Consider the following 17,023-nt stretch of genomic DNA (forward strand, 5'->3'; position numbering starts at 1 on the left):
GGGTGCCGGGCGTCAGGGGGTGGCTTCGGCCTTCAGTGCCGGCCAGTTGCGGGTGGCGTCCACATCACAGGCCACGTGCGTGCCCTTGCCATCCTTCGCGCAGATCGCCGCCATGGCCTGCGGGATCTTCGGGTCTGCGGTGTGCGAATACACCGCTGCCAATGCCAGGCACCCTTCGCGCACGCCCGCGCCGCACAGCGTCTCGAAGTAGGGCAGCGACGCGGCCCATTTTTCGGACTCGAACAGCGCTTCGCCGGCGACCTTGCAGCCCAGCAGCTTGCCATCGGTGCAGCAGGCCTTTGCGCCGTCCTTGCGGGCCAGGGTCGGGCAATCCAGCGGCAGCGGGATCTCCACGAAGGCCACCGGCGGCGTGCAGGTGGCATTGCCTGTGGCGGGCTTGCGCTCGTAATAGGCAAAGCGGTTGCCGCCGTCGACGCTGGCCAGGTTTCCGTTCTTCAGCGGCTGCAGTACGAAGTCGCTGCCGACATCGCGACGGATGAAGATGCGGCCGTCCTGCAGGCGCGCGCGCAGGCGCTGGTCGCGGCCCTCGGCCTCAACCAGGCCGCCATCGAGGAAGCGCAGCTGCGAGAGCACGCTGTACTCGGCTTCAAAGCTGCCACAGGGCAGCGCGGTGGCCGGCACCGGGGCCAGTGCAGCGGCCGGTGCAGCGGCCAGGCTGGCAAGTGCCTGGGCGCGGCCGCAGGCCACGCCGTCCACGCGCTGCGCGCACGACAGCTGCAGCGCTTCGTGGGCCTGCGAAAGGCGCCCGCCGCTCCACAGCACCTCGGCAACGTCGGCGCAGAAGGTCTCGCCGTGCTGCTGCCGGCACAGTGCGGCCAGCTCATCGAGCTGCGCGGGCAGCAACGCAGGCTCGACCGAATGCTGCAGCCCGAGCAGCGACTTGCCGATCATCTCCAGGCCGATCACCTCGGCGATCGCCCGGCAGCCCTCGGCGTTGAAGGACGCGGAATCCTCCTTGCAGATCTCCGGCTTCGGCGGCTCGGCCCGTGCAGGCGCCGGGGCTGCGTCCTTGGCCTGCTGCTGGTAGGTCTCCAGCAGTCGCATGCAGGCTGCGCCCACGCCCTCGGCACACCAGGCGTGCAGTTTCACGGGTGCGGCCTCGGGCAGCGCCTCCAGGCACTCGGAGGTGTTCATCACGCAACCGTCCTCGACGGGCTCCGGCATCGTCTTGCAGGCGGCGGCGTGCTCACGGGTGAACTCGCGATAGGGCGTGCTGATCGTGCGGTCGTTGTCCGAGAAGTACCAGTTTTCCAGCTGGCCCGTGGACAGGTTGCCGGTACCGAGCACGTCTTCCTGGCGGGCGATGCGCAGCTCCTCGGTGGCCTGGTAGGGGCCGGACAGGAAGCCGTGGCCGTCGCTCTCCAGGGTCAGCGTGGTGTTGCCGCTGCTGTCCTTGTAGGTGCCGCAGGCCATCGACTGCGCGGCGGCCGGCAGGCTGGCCGAGGCCAATGCAAGCAACAGCAGGGCGCGCCAGCCCGCAGCGCGGGGGCGGAGGGAAACAGCAGCAGACATGGGGTCATCCTTGAGGGAAGTGGGGCAGGGCCTGTCCGGCGCGCGGCGCACCACAGGCAGGAGAAAGTGCCACGGGTCAGGCGTGGCGCCGGAAGATCAGAGCCAGTCGCGCGGCACCAGATAGTCGGCCAGGCGCGCCTCGGCGCTGCCCGCTTCCGGACTGAAGCCGTACTCCCAGCGCACCCGCGGCGGCAGGCTCATGAGGATGCTTTCGCTGCGGCCACCGCTCTGCAGACCGAACAGCGTGCCGCGGTCATAGACCAGGTTGAACTCCACATAGCGGCCGCGACGGTACAGCTGGAACTCGCGTTCGCGCTCTCCATAGGCGGCGTTCTTGCGCTGCTGCACGATCGGCAGGTAGGCATCGAGGAAGCCATCACCGACCGCGCGCAGGTAATCGAAATCGTGCTCGAAGTCGCCGTGCAGGTCGTCGAAGAACAGACCGCCGACACCGCGCGTTTCATTGCGGTGGCGCAGGAAGAAGTACTCGTCGCACCAGCGCTTGTGTGCGGCATAGCGTTCTTCGCCGAACGGCATGCACAGGTCGCGCGCAACCCGGTGCCAGTGCTGCACGTCCTCGTCGAACGGATAGAACGGGGTCAGGTCGAAGCCGCCGCCGAACCAGCTGGCCACTACTTCGCCGTCGCGCTGTGCCTGGAAGAAGCGCACGTTGGCATGGGTGGTCGGCACGTAGGGGTTGAGCGGGTGGAACACCAGCGACACGCCGGTGGCGCGCCAGGAGGCGCCGGCCAGTTCCGGGCGGTTGGCCGAAGCCGACGGCGGCAGGCGGCTGCCGGACACATCGGAAAAGCCGATACCGGCCTGCTCGAACACTGCACCATCGCGCAGCACGCGGGTGCGCCCGCCACCGCCCTCGGCCCGCTGCCACAGGTCTTCCTGGAAGCGGGCATGGCCATCGACGGCCTCGATCGCCGCACAGATGCGGTCCTGCAGGTCGGTGAGGTAGGCGCGCACGCGCTCGAATTCGTTCATGGCGCGTACTTTACCGCAACGGCCACGCACCGCCGGAAGGCCCCGTCCCTTGGAGACGTGGCCATCAGCCCCTCCTACTCGGTCGCCCTGAAGTAGTCGAATCCAACGTGCTGTCCGATGCCGAGCAGATCTCCGTTGAGCAGCGGCTGGAAGATCAGCTCTCCAACCCTTGCATGCTTGAGATGGATCCGGTCATTTTCCAGCCGGGCCTGCAGCTGGCCGAAGGGCGCGGAGACACTGCCGTCTTCCGTGAAGGTCAGGAAGCTTATGATCCCGCCCGACGAGACGAACGTTCCTTGCGGAAGCTCCACGCCCTTGGCTGGCTGCAGGTCCGGGCCCAGTCCCCGGAGTGGTTTCAGCAATGCGCAGTCGAGGCTCCGACCACCGGTGCATGCCAGTTCCAGGGCCTCTGTTGCCCGTCCAAGGTCGCCTGCCGAAGCATGCAGATCGGCAACTTTGTGGCAGAACGCACCATCAGGCGTCTTCGTGCAGAAGTCATGCAACGTTTCCCTGTGATCCTTTGGAAGGGTGGCGGTGGCCACAGTGGCTGCATGCAGCCCCAAAGAAGCGGCGACAATCGCGTTCCTGAATGAACTCAATAGCTCGGGTTCTTCCTCGAGCTGAGCCAGACACGCTTGCCCTGAGGTGGTGCTGTCGGGATCCAGGCACTCGGCGGGCAGCGGCATCGCGGCCAGCTGCCTCTCCAGCGTCGCCCGCATTCTGGTGGCCAGTTCCCCCGGCGGAGCAATGGTGCCGGTATCGATCAGACGCTCGATGTACTTCTCCGGCAATGCCATGCACATGTAGGGCACGCCTTCCGCACATGCACTCTCAAGAGCGGTGGTTTCCATGGAATGCCGCATGTCCAAGCATCGCTTGGGATCTGCGAGACAGCTGTCTGCGGGATGCCTAAGTGCGGCCGAGCACTGCGACGGTTCGATCAGCGAGTAGTGCGTTCCATCGTCGTGAAGAGCCTGTCCGCTCTGATCTGCACCCACGGAGCGGGCATAGCCGGTGCTGAGGTTGACGATGATCATGTCGTCCCCGGATTGTTGCAGCGCGAATCGGGAATGACTTCCATCGTGGGAGATTGCATGTCCTCTATCCGGTGCCTCGACAACAAGCTTCGAGCTTCCGTACTCGTTACTGAAGACGCCGCACGCGACCCCGGATGCCAAGGTTGGAAAGGAAAGGAACAGCAGAAGGGCGCCGGTCAGGGGCGACCAGGCAAGCAAGCGCGGAGCAACTAGCGGCATTTCGCCTTCTCGGTACGAATGGAGATGCTGGAGTGCGCATTGGGCGATGACCTGAGCACGCCCGCCAGTTCCAGTGAAATCCATGATAGGGAGCCGCTCGGACGCAGCAGTGATTTCCGTCGGAAACCCTTGCAGGCTGGTGGGAGCAAGTGGACCCGGGTATGTCGATCACGACAATCAGGGCCCGCCCGAAGCTGCGGACAGGCCCTGGCGGGCTCAGCGCTTGCGGTTGGAATTGCGTGGCGCCGGAGCGTCGTCCACGGTCGCCCCGTCAACCGCCTTCTGCAGGGCACCGCCCAGTGTGATCAGCTCCCAGTTCTGGGTTCCGAGCACGTCGCAGGCCACATGCAGGCCGCTGCGGTCGGCCTTGCACAGCTGCTCCAGGAGTGCTCGTGCGCTCACTTCGGCACCGTTGCCCTGCGCGGTGACCAGGTTCTCGCACCCTTCGCGGACGCCGGCACGGCAGACCGTGGTGTAGTGCTCGACGGCCTGCATCCAGTTTCCGGACAGCGCGAGACGGTTGCCAAGAATGTTGCAGCCCTGCAGCTTGCCCTGCGCGCAGCAGGCTTCGGCTCCGTCCTCGTTGGCCAGCGCCAGCGGGCAGTCCTGTGGCAGTGGCAGCACCTTGAACTGCTTCGGTGCACTGCACCGGGTCGGGCCCTCCCCGGTCGGGGCGAACACCTGGAAGCGGGTCCAGTTATCCAGGCCCAGCAACTGGCCGCCGGGCAGCGGGCGCAGCACGAAGTCGCCGTCCCGGTCGTGGCGGATGCGGATGTCGCCTTTTTCGACGCGCGCGCGAAGATGGCTGCTCCAGCCCACACCGACCAGACCGGCGTCACCGAAATCCAGCGTGTCCATCAGGCCGCCGTCGGACCGGTAATTGCCGCAGGGCAGGACCGTTGCCGGCAGCGGTTGCAGCGATGCACCCACCGCCTGCAGCGCCGGAAGGCGGCCGCAGGTGGCGGTGTCATTGCCGGGGGGGCAGGCCGCAGCCAGGGCCTGCACCGCCTGCTGGGGGTCTCCCGCCTCCCAGGACAGCTCAGCCACGCGGGTGCAGAAGCCGCCGTGCGGTACTTCGCGGCACAGCCGCAACAGCTGTTGCCGCCGCTCAGCCGGAATGATCACCGGCACGGTCGGCGCCGTCATCGTCACCATGGCTTCGGTCATGGCTGCCGTCATCGCCGCCTTGACCAGCTGCTCCTGCACTGCGGGATCGGCCTCGAGTGCGGCGGCACACGCCGGGGTTCCCTGTTCGAAGCCACCGTCGTCACAGGCGGCGGGGAGCTTGATGCCGGACAGAGCGGCGTCCAGCGCTGCCTTTGCCAGGGCGGGATCGGCCTCGACCGTGGGTTTGGCCTCCTCGTGCCAACGATCAGCCAGTTGCAGGCACATACCGGGCACGCCTTCCCGGCACCCTGCTTCCAGCGCGGCCGGGCTCGTTTCACGACGGTTGTCCAGGCACGCCGCCGCGTCGGCCAGGCAGCTGCCTTCAGCCGGCGTGGCTGCTGCGGCGCACTGTGCGGGGGCCTGCAAGATGTAGACCGTGCCATCCACCTCGACCGTGCGGCCACGATCGCGCACCTGCAGTGCGCTGGGCAGGCCGTACTCCAGGTTCACCAGTTGCAGCTTTCCGTCGATCTGCTGGAACGCGACCGGAGACGGCGCACTGCCGAAGTGCTTCTGCTCGCCGCGGTTCGGTGAGCTGATGCGCAGCGTGCCGCTGCCTTCGTCGGCCTTGAACAGGCCGCATTGCGGTGACTGTGCGGCGGCCATCGGCGCGGCCAGCAGCAGCGCCCAGGCCAGCCAGGGGCGGCGCGGTGCGGGTGAATGCATGTCGTCTCCTTGACGATCGAACGGGAAACTCCAGGCGCTACGGCGAACCATCGCCCTCGCGCGGGGGCGTGCATTGTGCCGTGCCGGGCACGGGCTGGTAACGCTGATAGCCGGTCTGCGCATCCATGCCAAGCAGGTCGCCATTGCCGAGCCGGCGCAGCACACGGGTTTCGCTGTTCTGCTGCAGATGGATGGCACCGTCATGCAGGCGGGCCCGGCCGCCATCGCCGAAGTCGAGCATGTCGATCACGCCATCGGCGGCCTGGTAGCGGCCGCACGGCACCTGTTGGGCCGGAACCAGGCGCAGGTCAGCACCGAGTGCCTGCAACGGCGCGGTACGTTGGCAGGCACTGATGCGGCCTGAGTCGCAGACCACCTGCAGCGCCTGCACCGCCAACGCAGGGTCCCGTGCGATCAACTGCTGTTCGGCCACTTCGGTGCAGAAGCGGCCATTGCGATGCTGCAGGCACAGCTGCTGCAGATGATTGCGTGCAGCGGCCGGAAGCGACGATTCCAGCGTGTCTTCGTCTTCCCTTTGCAGGCGTTCATCCACCAACTGCATCGCGGCGCCCAGCGCATCGTCAGTCAGCGCTTCGCAGGCCTGCAGGTCATGCCCGGGTGTGTGTTCGCGGCAGACAGGCGGGCGTTCGAAGCGCACGGCGTCGGTGTCATCGCTTCCGCCCGCAGCTACGCCATCGCGCAGTTGCCGCAGCAGTGAAGAGCAGCCCGCGCCGACGCCTTCGCTGCACGCGCGCTGGGCGTGGCCGGGTGAGGCCGTGGGCAGCCGCGCAATGCAGTGGCTGCCGGCGGCGCGACAGCTGCCGTCCATCGCGCTGGGCTCGACGGCGCAGGCACGGGATTGGCGCAGGGTGTAGACCACGACGCCCTCGTCCTCGATGCGCTGGCCATCGGCACTGATCCGGATCGGCTCCGCCACGCCATCGTCGAGCATGACCAGGCGCGTCTGCGCCGCACTGCGATCAACCCACAGCGGCTGCGGCTCGCTGCCGTCGTCGTGGCGGTAGCCGGTGCTGGGGGTGGTGAACACCAGCGCCATGTCGCCATCGGTGCTGCGGTATTCGCCGCAGTGCAACGCGCCGGCGGCAACAGGCAGCGCGGCGAACAGCAGCAGTGCGGGGAGAAGGCTCAGCAAGCGCATGCGACGGTCCTTGTCGTGCGGAAAATGGATGTTGCTCAGTGGAAGCGCAAGCGGATGTCCGGCCGCAGCAGGCGCCAGGCCAGCCAGCCCTGCAGGCCGAGGAACAGGACCGACGTGCCGAGCAGGGTGAAGGTCATCATCCAGCGCCGCGGCTGCAGCGATTGCTCCATGCCCGGATCGTCGGCGAGCAGCACGATCACGTCGCGCATGAACACGTCCAGCCACCAGGTGATCGCGAAATTGGCAAGCGCGCTCAACAGCAGCATCACCACAAAGCTCCACAGGCCCCAGCGGCGCTCGCGCAGCAGGCCCCAGCTGGCCACGGCCGAGGCCAGGCAGAGCAATGCAGCGATCATCGAGGCACCCACCGGGTGCGCCAGCAGCCAGGTCAGGCTGTGCACCTGCCGATGCTGTGCTTCATCGGCCAGCAGTTGCCAGAGTGGAACGTCGTGCAGCGGCCACACCAGCAGCCCCTGCAGTACGAAGTAGCCGGTCAGCAGCGCGGACAGCCAGAAGGAGGCCTGGACCAGTGGTCGAATCCACGCATGGTAGGGCGAGGGCTGCAATGAGGGCGGCGGGAGCGGCACTGACATCCGGTGTCCTTGCATTCGGTGCCCGCGCGGTCAGCGGGCCGTCACCCGTGTGGCGACGGCCGGCAGGATATGGTGTTCGCTCAACGGTGCCAAGGGCTGGCCGTGCGGCGGCTGCAGCGGCACCCAGGCCAGTTCGGCGATCTCGGCACGCGCCTGTGGCGCGCCGTCCACCCGCACCCACCACGCCTGTGCCTGCACGCGATGGCCGGGCTCGTTCACCGCCCAGTCCTCGAACGTGCCCAGCGCGATGGCGGTTTCGGCGCACAGCTGCACACCGAGTTCTTCGTCCAGTTCGCGGGTCAGCGCCTGCAGCGGCGCTTCACCGGGTTCGGGCTTGCCGCCCGGCTGGATGAAGCGGCTGGCGCCGTGCTTGCGCACCACCAGCGCCCGGCCGCGGTCATCCAGGATGACCGCAGCCACGATGCGGATCGTGGCTGCGGCGTTGCTCACTTCAGGTTCTGCTCGAACAGCTTGAGGATGCGCTTGTACTGGTCCAGCCAGGAATCGGCGCGCACATAGCCGTGGCGCTCCAGCGGGTACGGTGCGATCGACCAGTTGTCCTTGTGCAGTTCGATCAGGCGCTGGGTCAGGTTCACCGAGTCCTGGAAGAACACGTTGTCATCCATCATGCCGTGGGCGATCAGCAGGTTGTCCTGCAGGTTCTGCGCGTACTCGATCGGCGAGGACACGCGGTACGCCTCCGGATCGATGTCCGGGGTGTTGAGGATGTTGCTGGTGTAGCCGTGGTTGTACTGGTGCCAGTCGACCACCGGGCGCAGCGCGGCGCCGGCCTTGAACGTGCCCGGCGAGCGGAACAGCGCCATGAAGGTCATGAAGCCGCCGTAGGAACCGCCGTAGATGCCGGCGTGGTCGCGGTCACCCTGCTGGGTGTCGACCAGCCAGTCCAGGCCGTCCTTGTAGTCTTCCAGTTCCGGGTGGCCCATGTTGCGGTAGATCGCCGTACGCCAGTCGCGGCCGTAGCCCTCGCTGCCGCGGTAATCCATGTCCAGCACGATGTAGCCCTTCTGCACCAGCAGGTTGTGGAACATCTGCTCGCGGAAGTAGGCCGGGTAGCGCTGGTGCACGTTCTGCAGGTAGCCGGCGCCGTGCACGAACATCACGATCGGGTACTTCTTCCCCGGTTCCTTGTTTTCCGGCTCGTAGTACTTGGCCCAGACCACGCCGGCACCGTGCTTGGACGGTACCGCCACCAGCTTCGGCTGGATCCACTGGCGTGCCTTGTAGTCGGCGGTGCGGGTGTCGGTCAGTACGCGCGCCTGGCCACCGGCACTGGGCAGCACGGCCAGCTGCGGCGGCAGGTAGGCACCGGAGTAGCGCACCAGCAGCTGCTGGCCGTCCGGCGACAGTGAGAAGTCTTCCACGCCGTTGAGGCTGGTCAGCTCGCGCACCTGGCGGCTGCCGGTATCGACCGCGCAGACTTCATAGTCATGCGGGGCCTGCTGGTTGCACAGGAAATAGAAGCCCTTGCCATCGGCCGACGGCACCGGCGCCGAGGTTTCCCACTTGCCGCTGGTCAGCGCCTGCGGCTTGGCAGTGCCGGCCTGGGTGTACAGGTGCGAGAAGCCCGATTCCTCGGACAGCAGCCACAGCGTGCGGCCATCGGCCATCCAGCCGAAATCGTTGAAGCCCCAGTTGATCCAGGCGTTGTCGGTCAGGCGATGGCGGTTCTGCACGCGGCCGTCGGCGGCGTTGACGCTGATGATCCAGCGGTCCTTGTTGTCGTTGGCACGCAGCATCACTGCGGCCTGCTGGCCGTCGGCGCTCCAGCGGATGCCGCCGCCCATGAAGTCGCTCATCACCTGCACGCTGCGTTCGCCCTTCAGCGCGTCCTTGCCGGCCTTGCGGCGCAGTTCGGCCAGCGGGTCGGTGCTGATGCCCGGCAGGCCAGCCAGCGAGACCTTCTCGGCCTTGCCGGTGCGCACGTCCACGTACCACAGGGTGTGCGGTTCGAAGCCGTTGCGGCCGACGCGGGTGCGGGTGTCCTCGGTTTCCTCGTAGCCCGACTCGGTCACGTACAGCGGCATCTTGCCGCCGCGGCCATCATCGAAGTCCTTCGGCTTGGTCACCACGATCAGGTGGGTCAGGTCGGGCGACAGCACGCTGTCGGCGATCTCCACGTCGGCGCCCAGGTACACCGGGCCCGGTGCGCGGGTCGGGTCGGCCTGGCGCCAGCGCTGGTCCTGGTCCTTCAGTGCTTCGCGCTGGTCGCGGTCGCGGCGCAGGGTTTCCAGCGTGCGCAGCTGCTGGTCGCGCAGCACGTCGGCCTTCGGCGCCGTGCGCGGGTCCTTCTCGGCCTTGAGGCTGGCCACCTGCTGCACGCCGCTGGCGGCGGTCCAGTGGAACCAGTTCTGGCCGACGCGCCAGATCACGCCGTTGTCGGCGGCGAAGTTCACGTTGCCCGCGCGCTCGTTGCTGCGGGTCAGCTGGGTCAGCGCGCCACTGCGCAGGTCGCGCACGAACACATCGCCATTGCGGACGAAGGCGCTGCGGCTGCGGCTGCGGTCGTAGACCGGCTCGGCCACGTCCAGGGTGCCGCGCTGGTCATCGGCCACCTGCGCGGCCACGCCACCGGCCACCGGCTGGCGGAAGGTATCGCGCACCGGGCTGCCGTTGCGCTTGAGCTGGTACTCCACCTGCTGGCTGTTCCACGACCACCAGGCCTTCTCGACCGGCGGGCCGATCCAGTCCGGGTCGGCCATGGCCTGTTCGATGGTGATCGGCGTGGGCGCAGCATGCGCGGCCGGTGCGGCCAGCACGGCCGACAGCAGGAGGGACAGGGGCAGCACTCGGGACATGGGCGGACGGCACCGGAAGGGGAAACCGGGCAAGGGTAGCAGCCGTCCGGGCCCGGGGCAGGGGCCACAGGTCATGGCAGCGGAATCGGCAAAATGCTGCAACCGGTTGCCGTGGCCACGCATCCATTCTCCTGAACCCGCATCATCCACCGAACAGGAGCCCGACCATGCAGGAACTGATCCCGATCACCCTCTTCATCTGCATCGCCTACGCGATCCATGCCATTGCCGATGCCCGCGCGCGCAGCAAGCTGGTGGCCCCGCACGTGCCGGAGGAGGTGATCCGCTCGCTGGCGGTGCTGGAAGAGGAGCGCCGCCGCCAGGGAGCGCTGCGCTGGGGCATCAGCCTGGTCTGCCTGGCCTTGGCCATGGCCCTGCTGGAAGCCATCGGTGCCCGTGACCTGACCTTTGGTGCCGCTGCCGCGCTGGTCGGCAGTGCCGGCCTCGGCCAGCTGCTGGCTTGGCACCTCACCCGTCCTGCCGCACGCAAGGGCTGAGTCAGGACATGCCACGGGCACAGGGGGCGCCCCGCGGATGAGCCTGCTCGGCGAAGCGTTGTCGGCACTGCGGGGCCGTCGCCGCCACGATGCAGCGGCGACGGCAGCCCCCGCCGAACCGCTGGACGCGGACCAGGCCCTGGTGCGGGCCATCATCGATGGCTCGCAGTCGGCCTTCGTGCAGCTGGTGGAGACCCACCAGCGCACCTGCGCGCATGTGATCGGACGCATGGTGGGCGACCGCGATCAGGTCGCTGACCTGCTGCAGGAAACCTTCCTGGCCGTGTTCCGCCAGCTGCACCGGTTCCGTTTTGAATCCTCGCTGCGCACCTGGGTTTCCCGGGTCGCCTACACCACTGCACTGCAGCACCTGCGCCGGCGGCGGTTGGAGGCGCAATGGATGGTGGCGGTGGAGGTGCCGGAGGAACTGGGGATCGGCGATGAAGGCCCCGGACCGGCCGAGTTGAGCGAGGCGCTGCAGGCCGGTCGTCAGCTCGGCGCGGCACTGGAACGGCTGAGTGCACCGCAGCGCCTGATCGTCGGCCTGCACTACCTGGAGGATTTCGATCTGGCCGAGATCGAACAGGTGACCGGGCTGGCACGCGGTACCATCAAGAGCCACCTGCACCGCGCGCGCCAGGTCCTGAAGCAGGAACTGACGCGGCATGCCACCGCCGGAGAGCTGCTGTGAACCCACCGACCGACCCTCGCGATGCGGAAAAGCGCGCGCTGGTGCAGGCGTTGCGTGAGCAGGCGCAGCAGGAAGAAACGCCGGATGTGAGCGAGGCGCTGCAGAAGCGCATTACCGCTGAGTCGAGCGACAGTGGCGTGGGCTATGTGGTGGTGCAGGTGGTGTTGCTGGGAGCGTTGGTGGCGGGGGCTGTCTGGTACTTCTGGGTCTAGGAGAACATTGACGTCTGCACCTGCTTTGGGACGCTTCTTCCTCCAACTCCCGATCAGATCTCCAGGCATCGGGCGTTGTCTCCACGTCGGTAGTTGGCCTTTTCCGTCAGATTCCGTCACGTCGATCTGGTCATCAGTGGCGGTCGCTCTATCCAGGACCCAGGAGCTACGTGTGCTTCCTGAGGAAAGTTGCAAATTCCATGTCTCCGCTTGAGGCGGAGTTTCACAATCAGAGACTCTCAGCTTCCACGGATATGGAGTGAGAATCACATGGACAGGTGCGACAGTAAGCCAACGCCGGATGCAGTTGGATGATGCTCTACTACATCCAGCTTTCGCTTGCCCGATTCAAGCAACGAATCGGCACTCATCTGACAATCGCTCTCATGCTGGGTGCAGGGGTAGGGATCACGACCGTGATGCTCTCCATTGTTCTCCAGGCATCGTCGGATCCCGCGCCAGGCCGGAGCTCGGCATTGTTCCGCCCGTACCTTGACGCGCGTCCAGATGCACTGCGCAGGGGTTCGCCGGATCCGGGCCAGGCACTGACCTGGCCAGACGCGAAGGTGCTTCTGAACCAGGGCCGGACGTGGAAGCAGGCAGCAATGGCGGGGGGGGCGGTGACGCTCTCCCGGCCGGGAGAGTTCAGCGCAAGGCTGCGTGCGAGGTTCGCCACGTCTGAAGTCTTCAGTGTCCTTGGCATTGCCGTTGTTCAAGGGCGGGCATGGACCGCTGAGGAGGGGCATGCTGCGAGTCGGATAGTGGTCCTGTCGCGTGCGCTCGCCGAGCGCGAGTGTGCGCAGGACTGCGTTGGCCATCCGTTGGAACTGGGCAGACGCACCTATACCGTTGTGGGTGTCGCGGAGGATTGGCATCCGGTGCCGATGTTTCAGGGAGATCTCACACGCCGGCCGTTTGTGGAACCTGACGAGATCTACCTGCCGGTTGAAACCGCAATCGCAGACAAGCTGACTGTTGTGGACGGTACGGCGATCTGGGGGGGGGACCAGGACACGGATCTTGCAGGGGCAAACGTTTCATGGCTTCAACTTTGGGCGTGGCTGCCCACCGCAGATGATGTCGCCGCCTACCGCGCGAGTCTGAATGCCTATGCGCAGGCAAAGGGCCTTCGGATCGAACCAGGCACCCAGCAGGTGGCACTCTGGCCGTTGATGGATTGGCTGGACAGGCTGGGATTGGTTCCGGAGCGGGCCAGGATGCAGCTTCGGCTGTCACTGATCCTTCTCGGTGTGTGCATCGTCAACGCGGCGGCGCTGCTGAGCTTCAGCCTGGGGCGCCGTCGGCGGGAGCTCGCGATACGACGTGCACTGGGTGCGCGACGCCGGGACGTGTTCATCCAGCTCATGTGGGAATCCATCGCGGCAGGAGCCGCAAGCAGTGCGCTCGCTGTCGTCACCTATACGCTGGGAATCCGGTTGGTTGCTGCGGGAGACGTTCTGCCCAGCGCGATAACGGCGATGCATGCTGGGGCAATGCTGATGGCCGCTGGCCTGGGAGTCGTCACGACGTTGCTCTGTTCATTGGTCCCATCGTTTGAAATCTGCAGGGTCAGCTCCCTGTCGAGTGCCTTCGCGAAGGGGGCTGCCTGAAATGTTCGACTCGATGAGGGAGACCCGACGACACTTGGGAAGTGCCGCACTGCTTGCAGTCCAGGCAGCGCTTGCAGGCCTGGCATGTGCGTTCGCACTGCAATCCGCGCTGGACAGCTTCGCCAGATTGAACACCGGGAGCATCCGGGAGGCAGGGTCGATTGGTGTGGTCAGGGTCTCGGATGTCGAAGACGGCGCGGATGCAGCAGTGCTGCGGGCAGACCTGTCTGCGATCCGGCTGCCCGGTGTTCAGGACACGGTTGTGAGCGACGCTGTTCCGTTCGGGGGAAGAGCCCATCGATACGGCGTATGCACCAGTGAGTCAGCCATGGCGTACTCGATGAACGCGGGCACGACAGACGTAGCTGGATGTGATCGCATTCCCGTGGCAACTGCAAGCTCTGGCTTGCTGGCGATGTTGGGCGCGGGAATCGTCCTGGGACGGGATGCCACAGAGGACGACATGGCTGAAGGTGTTCCGGTAGTGCTGATCAGCGAAGCGCTGGCTGCTCGTCTGTTCGGAACGGAGAGTGCTGTTGGCCGGCACCTGTATTTCGGCCCCGGCAGCAGCCGGGTCATCGTGGGCGTATTTGCGTCTGTTGCTGGACCGGCACCAGGAGGCAATGAGCGGGACTCGCAGTGGGCGCTGCTTCCAGGCCTTCCCATGGGCGCCAGTCGCTATTATCTGGTGAAGTGGAGGTCGGAGGTTGATCGTTCTTCGCTTGATCGCATTGGCGATGCGCTGCAGCGCCCTTATCGGATCGTGAATCCAGCCGGTGTCGAGACGCTGGCGGGATATCGCGACGCCTACGTCAAAGCTGATCGCTTCGCTACGACCGTGCTCGCGGTCATGACGGCCGTTGTTCTCGGTGTGCTGATGGCCGGAGTTTCCGGAGTTGTAGGTGCATGGCTTGATCAGCGCCGGCACTCCATTGGGGTTCGACGGACATTGGGTGCTCGCGGATCCGTGATCTTTGCCGAAATCATGTTCGAGGTTTCAGTGTTCACCACGCTGGGTACCCTGCTCGGCGCGTTGTCGTTGCAGTGGGTAGGGTCGCCGCAGGACGGCATCACAGGTTCACCGTGGTTCTCGATATCGAGCGCTGTCGTGCTGGTGATGGCGGCCTGCTTGACCGCACTGGTACCCCGGGCCCTGCGAATCGCCAGGGAGCCGCCCTTGACCTTGCTGAAGCCCCTGTAGCCCATTCATCCTGTCACCCTGCTTCACCTGCGACAAAGTGAAGCAGCGCGTCACCCGGTCGCATCCCACCTTAACGAAATCATCCTAAAGTGGTCCGGTATCCCACCGGTCACAGGCAGGAGGCGTCCCTTGGACGCGTTGTTGTTGTCCCGGATCCAGTTCGGATTCGTCATCAGTTTCCACGTGTTGTTCCCTGCCTTCACCATCGGTACGGCCAGCTGGCTGGCCTTCATCGAATGGCGCTGGCTGCGCACGAAGCTGCCCGTGTGGCGCGAGCTGTATTTCTTCTGGCAGAAGATCTTCGCGGTGTCGTTCGGCATGGGCGTGGTCAGCGGCATCGTCATGGCCTTCCAGTTCGGAACCAACTGGCCACGGCTGAGCGAGGTGGCCGGCACGGTCATCGGCCCGCTGCTGACCTATGAGGTGCTGACCGCGTTCTTCCTGGAAGCCAGTTTCCTCGGCGTGATGATGTTCGGCTGGGGCCGGGTCTCGCCGCGCCTGCACTTCTTCTCCACCTGCATGGTGGCGCTGGGCACGCTGTTCTCCACGTTCTGGATCCTGTCGTCCAACAGCTGGCTGCATACACCGGCCGGCTACGAGATGGTCAACGGCATCGTGCATCCGGTGGACTGGTGGCAGGTGGTGTTCAACCCTTCGTTCCCCTATCGCCTGGCGCACATGGCGCTGGGCTCGTTCATCACCACCTGTTTCGTGATCGGTGGCGTGGGCGCGTGGTACCTGCGCAAGGGCACGCACGTGGAAGCGGGGCGTCGCATGCTGGTCGCGGCGGTGGCGTTCGCCGCACTGACCGTGCCGGTGCAGATCTTTGTCGGCGACATGCACGGCCTGAACACGCTCAAGCATCAGCCGATGAAGATCGCGGCGATGGAAGCGCATTGGCATGAAACCAGGGAAGGCGAGGGCGTGCCGCTGGTGGTGTTCGCGCTGCCGAACGAGAAGGAAGAGCGCAACGATTTCGAAGTTGCCATCCCGAAGCTGGGCAGCGTGATTCTCACCCACAGCCTGGACGGCACCTTCGATCCTCTTACCTCGGTGCCCGCCAGCGAGCGGCCGCCGGTGACGCCGGTGTTCTTCGCCTTCCGCATCATGGTCGGGCTGGGCACGCTGATGCTGCTGCTGGCCTGGGTGTCGGCCTTCCAGTTGTGGCGGAGGAAGCTGCTGGATTCGCCGTGGCTGCTGCGTGGCTGGAACTGGATGCTGCCCAGCGGTTTCATCGCGCTGCTGTCGGGTTGGTTCGTTACCGAAATGGGGCGCCAGCCGTGGGTGGTGTACGGCGTGCTGCGCACCGCTGATGCGGTGGGCCCGCAGAGCGCGTGGATGACGGCGCTGTCGCTGGGCGTCTATGTGGTCGGCTACGCGTTCGTGTTCGGCTGGGGTATCTGGTACCTGGTGAAGATCCTGCGCCATGGACCGCAGCCGTATGCCGAAGGGCCATCGCTGGACCACGGCAGCCACACCCCGGCACGACCACTGTCGGCCGCCGACGAACCGCTGGAGGAGCGCTGACATGGACCTGATGACCTGGCTGCCGGTGGCATGGTTCGCGGTGATCGGCTTCGGCGTGCTGATGTACGTGGTGCTGGACGGCTTCGTGCTCGGCATCGGCATCCTCGCCCCGTTTGCCGAGGACGAGGAACAGCTGGACCTGATGATGAACACCGCCGCGCCGATCTGGGACGGCAACGAGACCTGGCTGGTGCTCGGTGGCGCCGGCCTGCTGGCGGCGTTCCCGAAGGCCTATGCGGTGCTGCTGTCGGCGCTGTACCTGCCGGTGCTGCTGCTGGTGGTGGCGCTGGTGTTCCGCGGCGTGGCGTTCGAGTTCCGCTTCAAGGCGCATCGTTCGCGCCGGTTGTGGAGCGTGGCGTTCGGCCTCGGTTCGCTGCTGGCGACCTTCGCCCAGGGCGTGATCCTCGGCACCCTGGTGCAGGGCATCCCGCTGGTGGACGGTGTCTATCAGGGGGGCCCGTTCGCCTGGTTCAGCCCGTTCGCGATGTTGACCGGTGCCGCGCTGGTGGCCGGCTATGCGCTGCTGGGCAGCACCTGGCTGATCCTGAAGACCGAAGGGCGCGTGCAGGCGCTGGCGCGGCAGATGACCCGCCCGCTGGTGGTGGCGGTGATCGCGGCGATGGGCCTGGTCAGCAGCTGGCTGCCGTTCCTCGATTCGCGGCTGATGGCGCGCTGGTTCAGCGACGGCAACTTCTGGTGGCTCTCGCCGGTGCCGCTGCTGACCCTGGCGGTGGCTGCCGCGCTGTGGCGCAGTGCCACCCACCCGCGCCGTGACCTGCCGCCGTTCCTGCTCAGCCTGGCCCTGTTCGTGCTCGGCTTCGTCGGCCTGGTGCTGGGCATGTGGCCGTACCTGCTGCCACCGTCGATGACCCTGTGGCAGGCCGCCGCGCCTGCGTCGTCGCTGGGCTTCACGCTGGTTGGGCTGGTCATTCTGTTGCCGGTCATCCTCGGCTATACGGCCTGGTCCTATCGGGTATTCCGCGGCAAGGTGCACGCCGACACCGGTTACCACTGATCGATTGAAGACGGGGCCGGCTGTTGCCAGGCCCCGCGTTGGGGAATGTGAAACCTGCACACCCTGCGCGGGACGTGCTAGCGTGCG

The 17,023-nt window shown here is 66.4% G+C and carries 15 protein-coding genes; 7 read left to right on the forward strand and 8 right to left on the reverse strand.

All coding sequences use genetic code 11. The annotated features are described in order from the left end of the window. Positions 1 to 12: 12 nt before the first annotated feature. The 8 genes from AC5P57_RS11430 to AC5P57_RS11465 form a co-directional block, all read right to left on the reverse strand. Positions 13 to 1,533 (reverse strand): hypothetical protein, encoded by a 1,521-nt coding sequence (locus AC5P57_RS11430; RefSeq protein WP_262235544.1) that lies wholly within the window; start codon positions 1,531 to 1,533, stop codon positions 13 to 15. Between the two features lie 96 nt (positions 1,534 to 1,629). Then, on the reverse strand, positions 1,630 to 2,526 hold the full coding sequence (hemF, locus tag AC5P57_RS11435) for an oxygen-dependent coproporphyrinogen oxidase (protein WP_262235543.1): 897 nt from the start codon (positions 2,524 to 2,526) through the stop codon (positions 1,630 to 1,632). Positions 2,527 to 2,600: 74 nt separating this feature from the next. Next, a complete protein-coding gene (locus tag AC5P57_RS11440) occupies positions 2,601 to 3,563 on the reverse strand; it encodes a hypothetical protein (protein WP_143567572.1) in 963 nt (320 codons plus the stop codon). Between the two features lie 435 nt (positions 3,564 to 3,998). Next, the gene (locus tag AC5P57_RS11445) at positions 3,999 to 5,615 is read right to left on the reverse strand and encodes a hypothetical protein (RefSeq protein WP_099551778.1); all 1,617 of its coding nucleotides are present in this window, start codon (positions 5,613 to 5,615) and stop codon (positions 3,999 to 4,001) included. 37 nt (positions 5,616 to 5,652) lie between these two features. Continuing rightward, complete coding sequence (locus AC5P57_RS11450; protein ID WP_099551777.1) at positions 5,653 to 6,774, reverse strand: hypothetical protein; 1,122 nt, start codon at positions 6,772 to 6,774, stop codon at positions 5,653 to 5,655. A gap of 35 nt (positions 6,775 to 6,809) precedes the next feature. Then, positions 6,810 to 7,367: a hypothetical protein gene (locus tag AC5P57_RS11455; protein WP_099551776.1), complete on the reverse strand. Its 558-nt coding sequence runs from the start codon at positions 7,365 to 7,367 to the stop codon at positions 6,810 to 6,812. A 30-nt stretch (positions 7,368 to 7,397) separates the two neighbouring features. After that, positions 7,398 to 7,817, reverse strand: coding sequence for an NUDIX hydrolase (locus AC5P57_RS11460; RefSeq protein ID WP_099551775.1), 420 nt, complete (start codon positions 7,815 to 7,817; stop codon positions 7,398 to 7,400). After that, positions 7,814 to 10,183 (reverse strand): S9 family peptidase, encoded by a 2,370-nt coding sequence (locus AC5P57_RS11465; protein WP_099551774.1) that lies wholly within the window; start codon positions 10,181 to 10,183, stop codon positions 7,814 to 7,816. The genes AC5P57_RS11460 and AC5P57_RS11465 overlap by 4 nt, the downstream gene beginning before the upstream one ends. 167 nt (positions 10,184 to 10,350) lie before the next feature. On the opposite strand from AC5P57_RS11465, the gene AC5P57_RS11470 reads away from it, so the two are divergent. From AC5P57_RS11470 to cydB, 7 genes are all read left to right on the forward strand, one after another. After that, positions 10,351 to 10,680 (forward strand): hypothetical protein, encoded by a 330-nt coding sequence (locus AC5P57_RS11470; RefSeq protein WP_099551773.1) that lies wholly within the window; start codon positions 10,351 to 10,353, stop codon positions 10,678 to 10,680. Positions 10,681 to 10,717: 37 nt separating this feature from the next. Next, positions 10,718 to 11,371, forward strand: a complete 654-nt coding sequence (locus AC5P57_RS11475; protein ID WP_262235542.1) for an RNA polymerase sigma factor — start codon at positions 10,718 to 10,720, stop codon at positions 11,369 to 11,371. Further along, positions 11,368 to 11,583 (forward strand): hypothetical protein, encoded by a 216-nt coding sequence (locus tag AC5P57_RS11480; RefSeq protein WP_099551771.1) that lies wholly within the window; start codon positions 11,368 to 11,370, stop codon positions 11,581 to 11,583. The genes AC5P57_RS11475 and AC5P57_RS11480 overlap by 4 nt, the downstream gene beginning before the upstream one ends. A 314-nt stretch (positions 11,584 to 11,897) precedes the next feature. After that, on the forward strand, positions 11,898 to 13,193 hold the full coding sequence (locus AC5P57_RS11485) for an ABC transporter permease (protein WP_239503691.1): 1,296 nt from the start codon (positions 11,898 to 11,900) through the stop codon (positions 13,191 to 13,193). A 1-nt stretch (position 13,194) separates the two neighbouring features. Next, positions 13,195 to 14,394 (forward strand): ABC transporter permease, encoded by a 1,200-nt coding sequence (locus AC5P57_RS11490; protein ID WP_495219581.1) that lies wholly within the window; start codon positions 13,195 to 13,197, stop codon positions 14,392 to 14,394. A gap of 129 nt (positions 14,395 to 14,523) precedes the next feature. Then, positions 14,524 to 15,921, forward strand: coding sequence for a cytochrome ubiquinol oxidase subunit I (locus AC5P57_RS11495; RefSeq protein ID WP_099551768.1), 1,398 nt, complete (start codon positions 14,524 to 14,526; stop codon positions 15,919 to 15,921). 1 nt (position 15,922) lies between these two features. Continuing rightward, the gene (cydB, locus tag AC5P57_RS11500) at positions 15,923 to 16,936 is read left to right on the forward strand and encodes a cytochrome d ubiquinol oxidase subunit II (RefSeq protein ID WP_262235538.1); all 1,014 of its coding nucleotides are present in this window, start codon (positions 15,923 to 15,925) and stop codon (positions 16,934 to 16,936) included. Positions 16,937 to 17,023 lie beyond the last annotated feature (87 nt).

The sequence above is a fragment of the Stenotrophomonas sp. YJH_SMC_79 genome, from assembly GCF_059367995.1.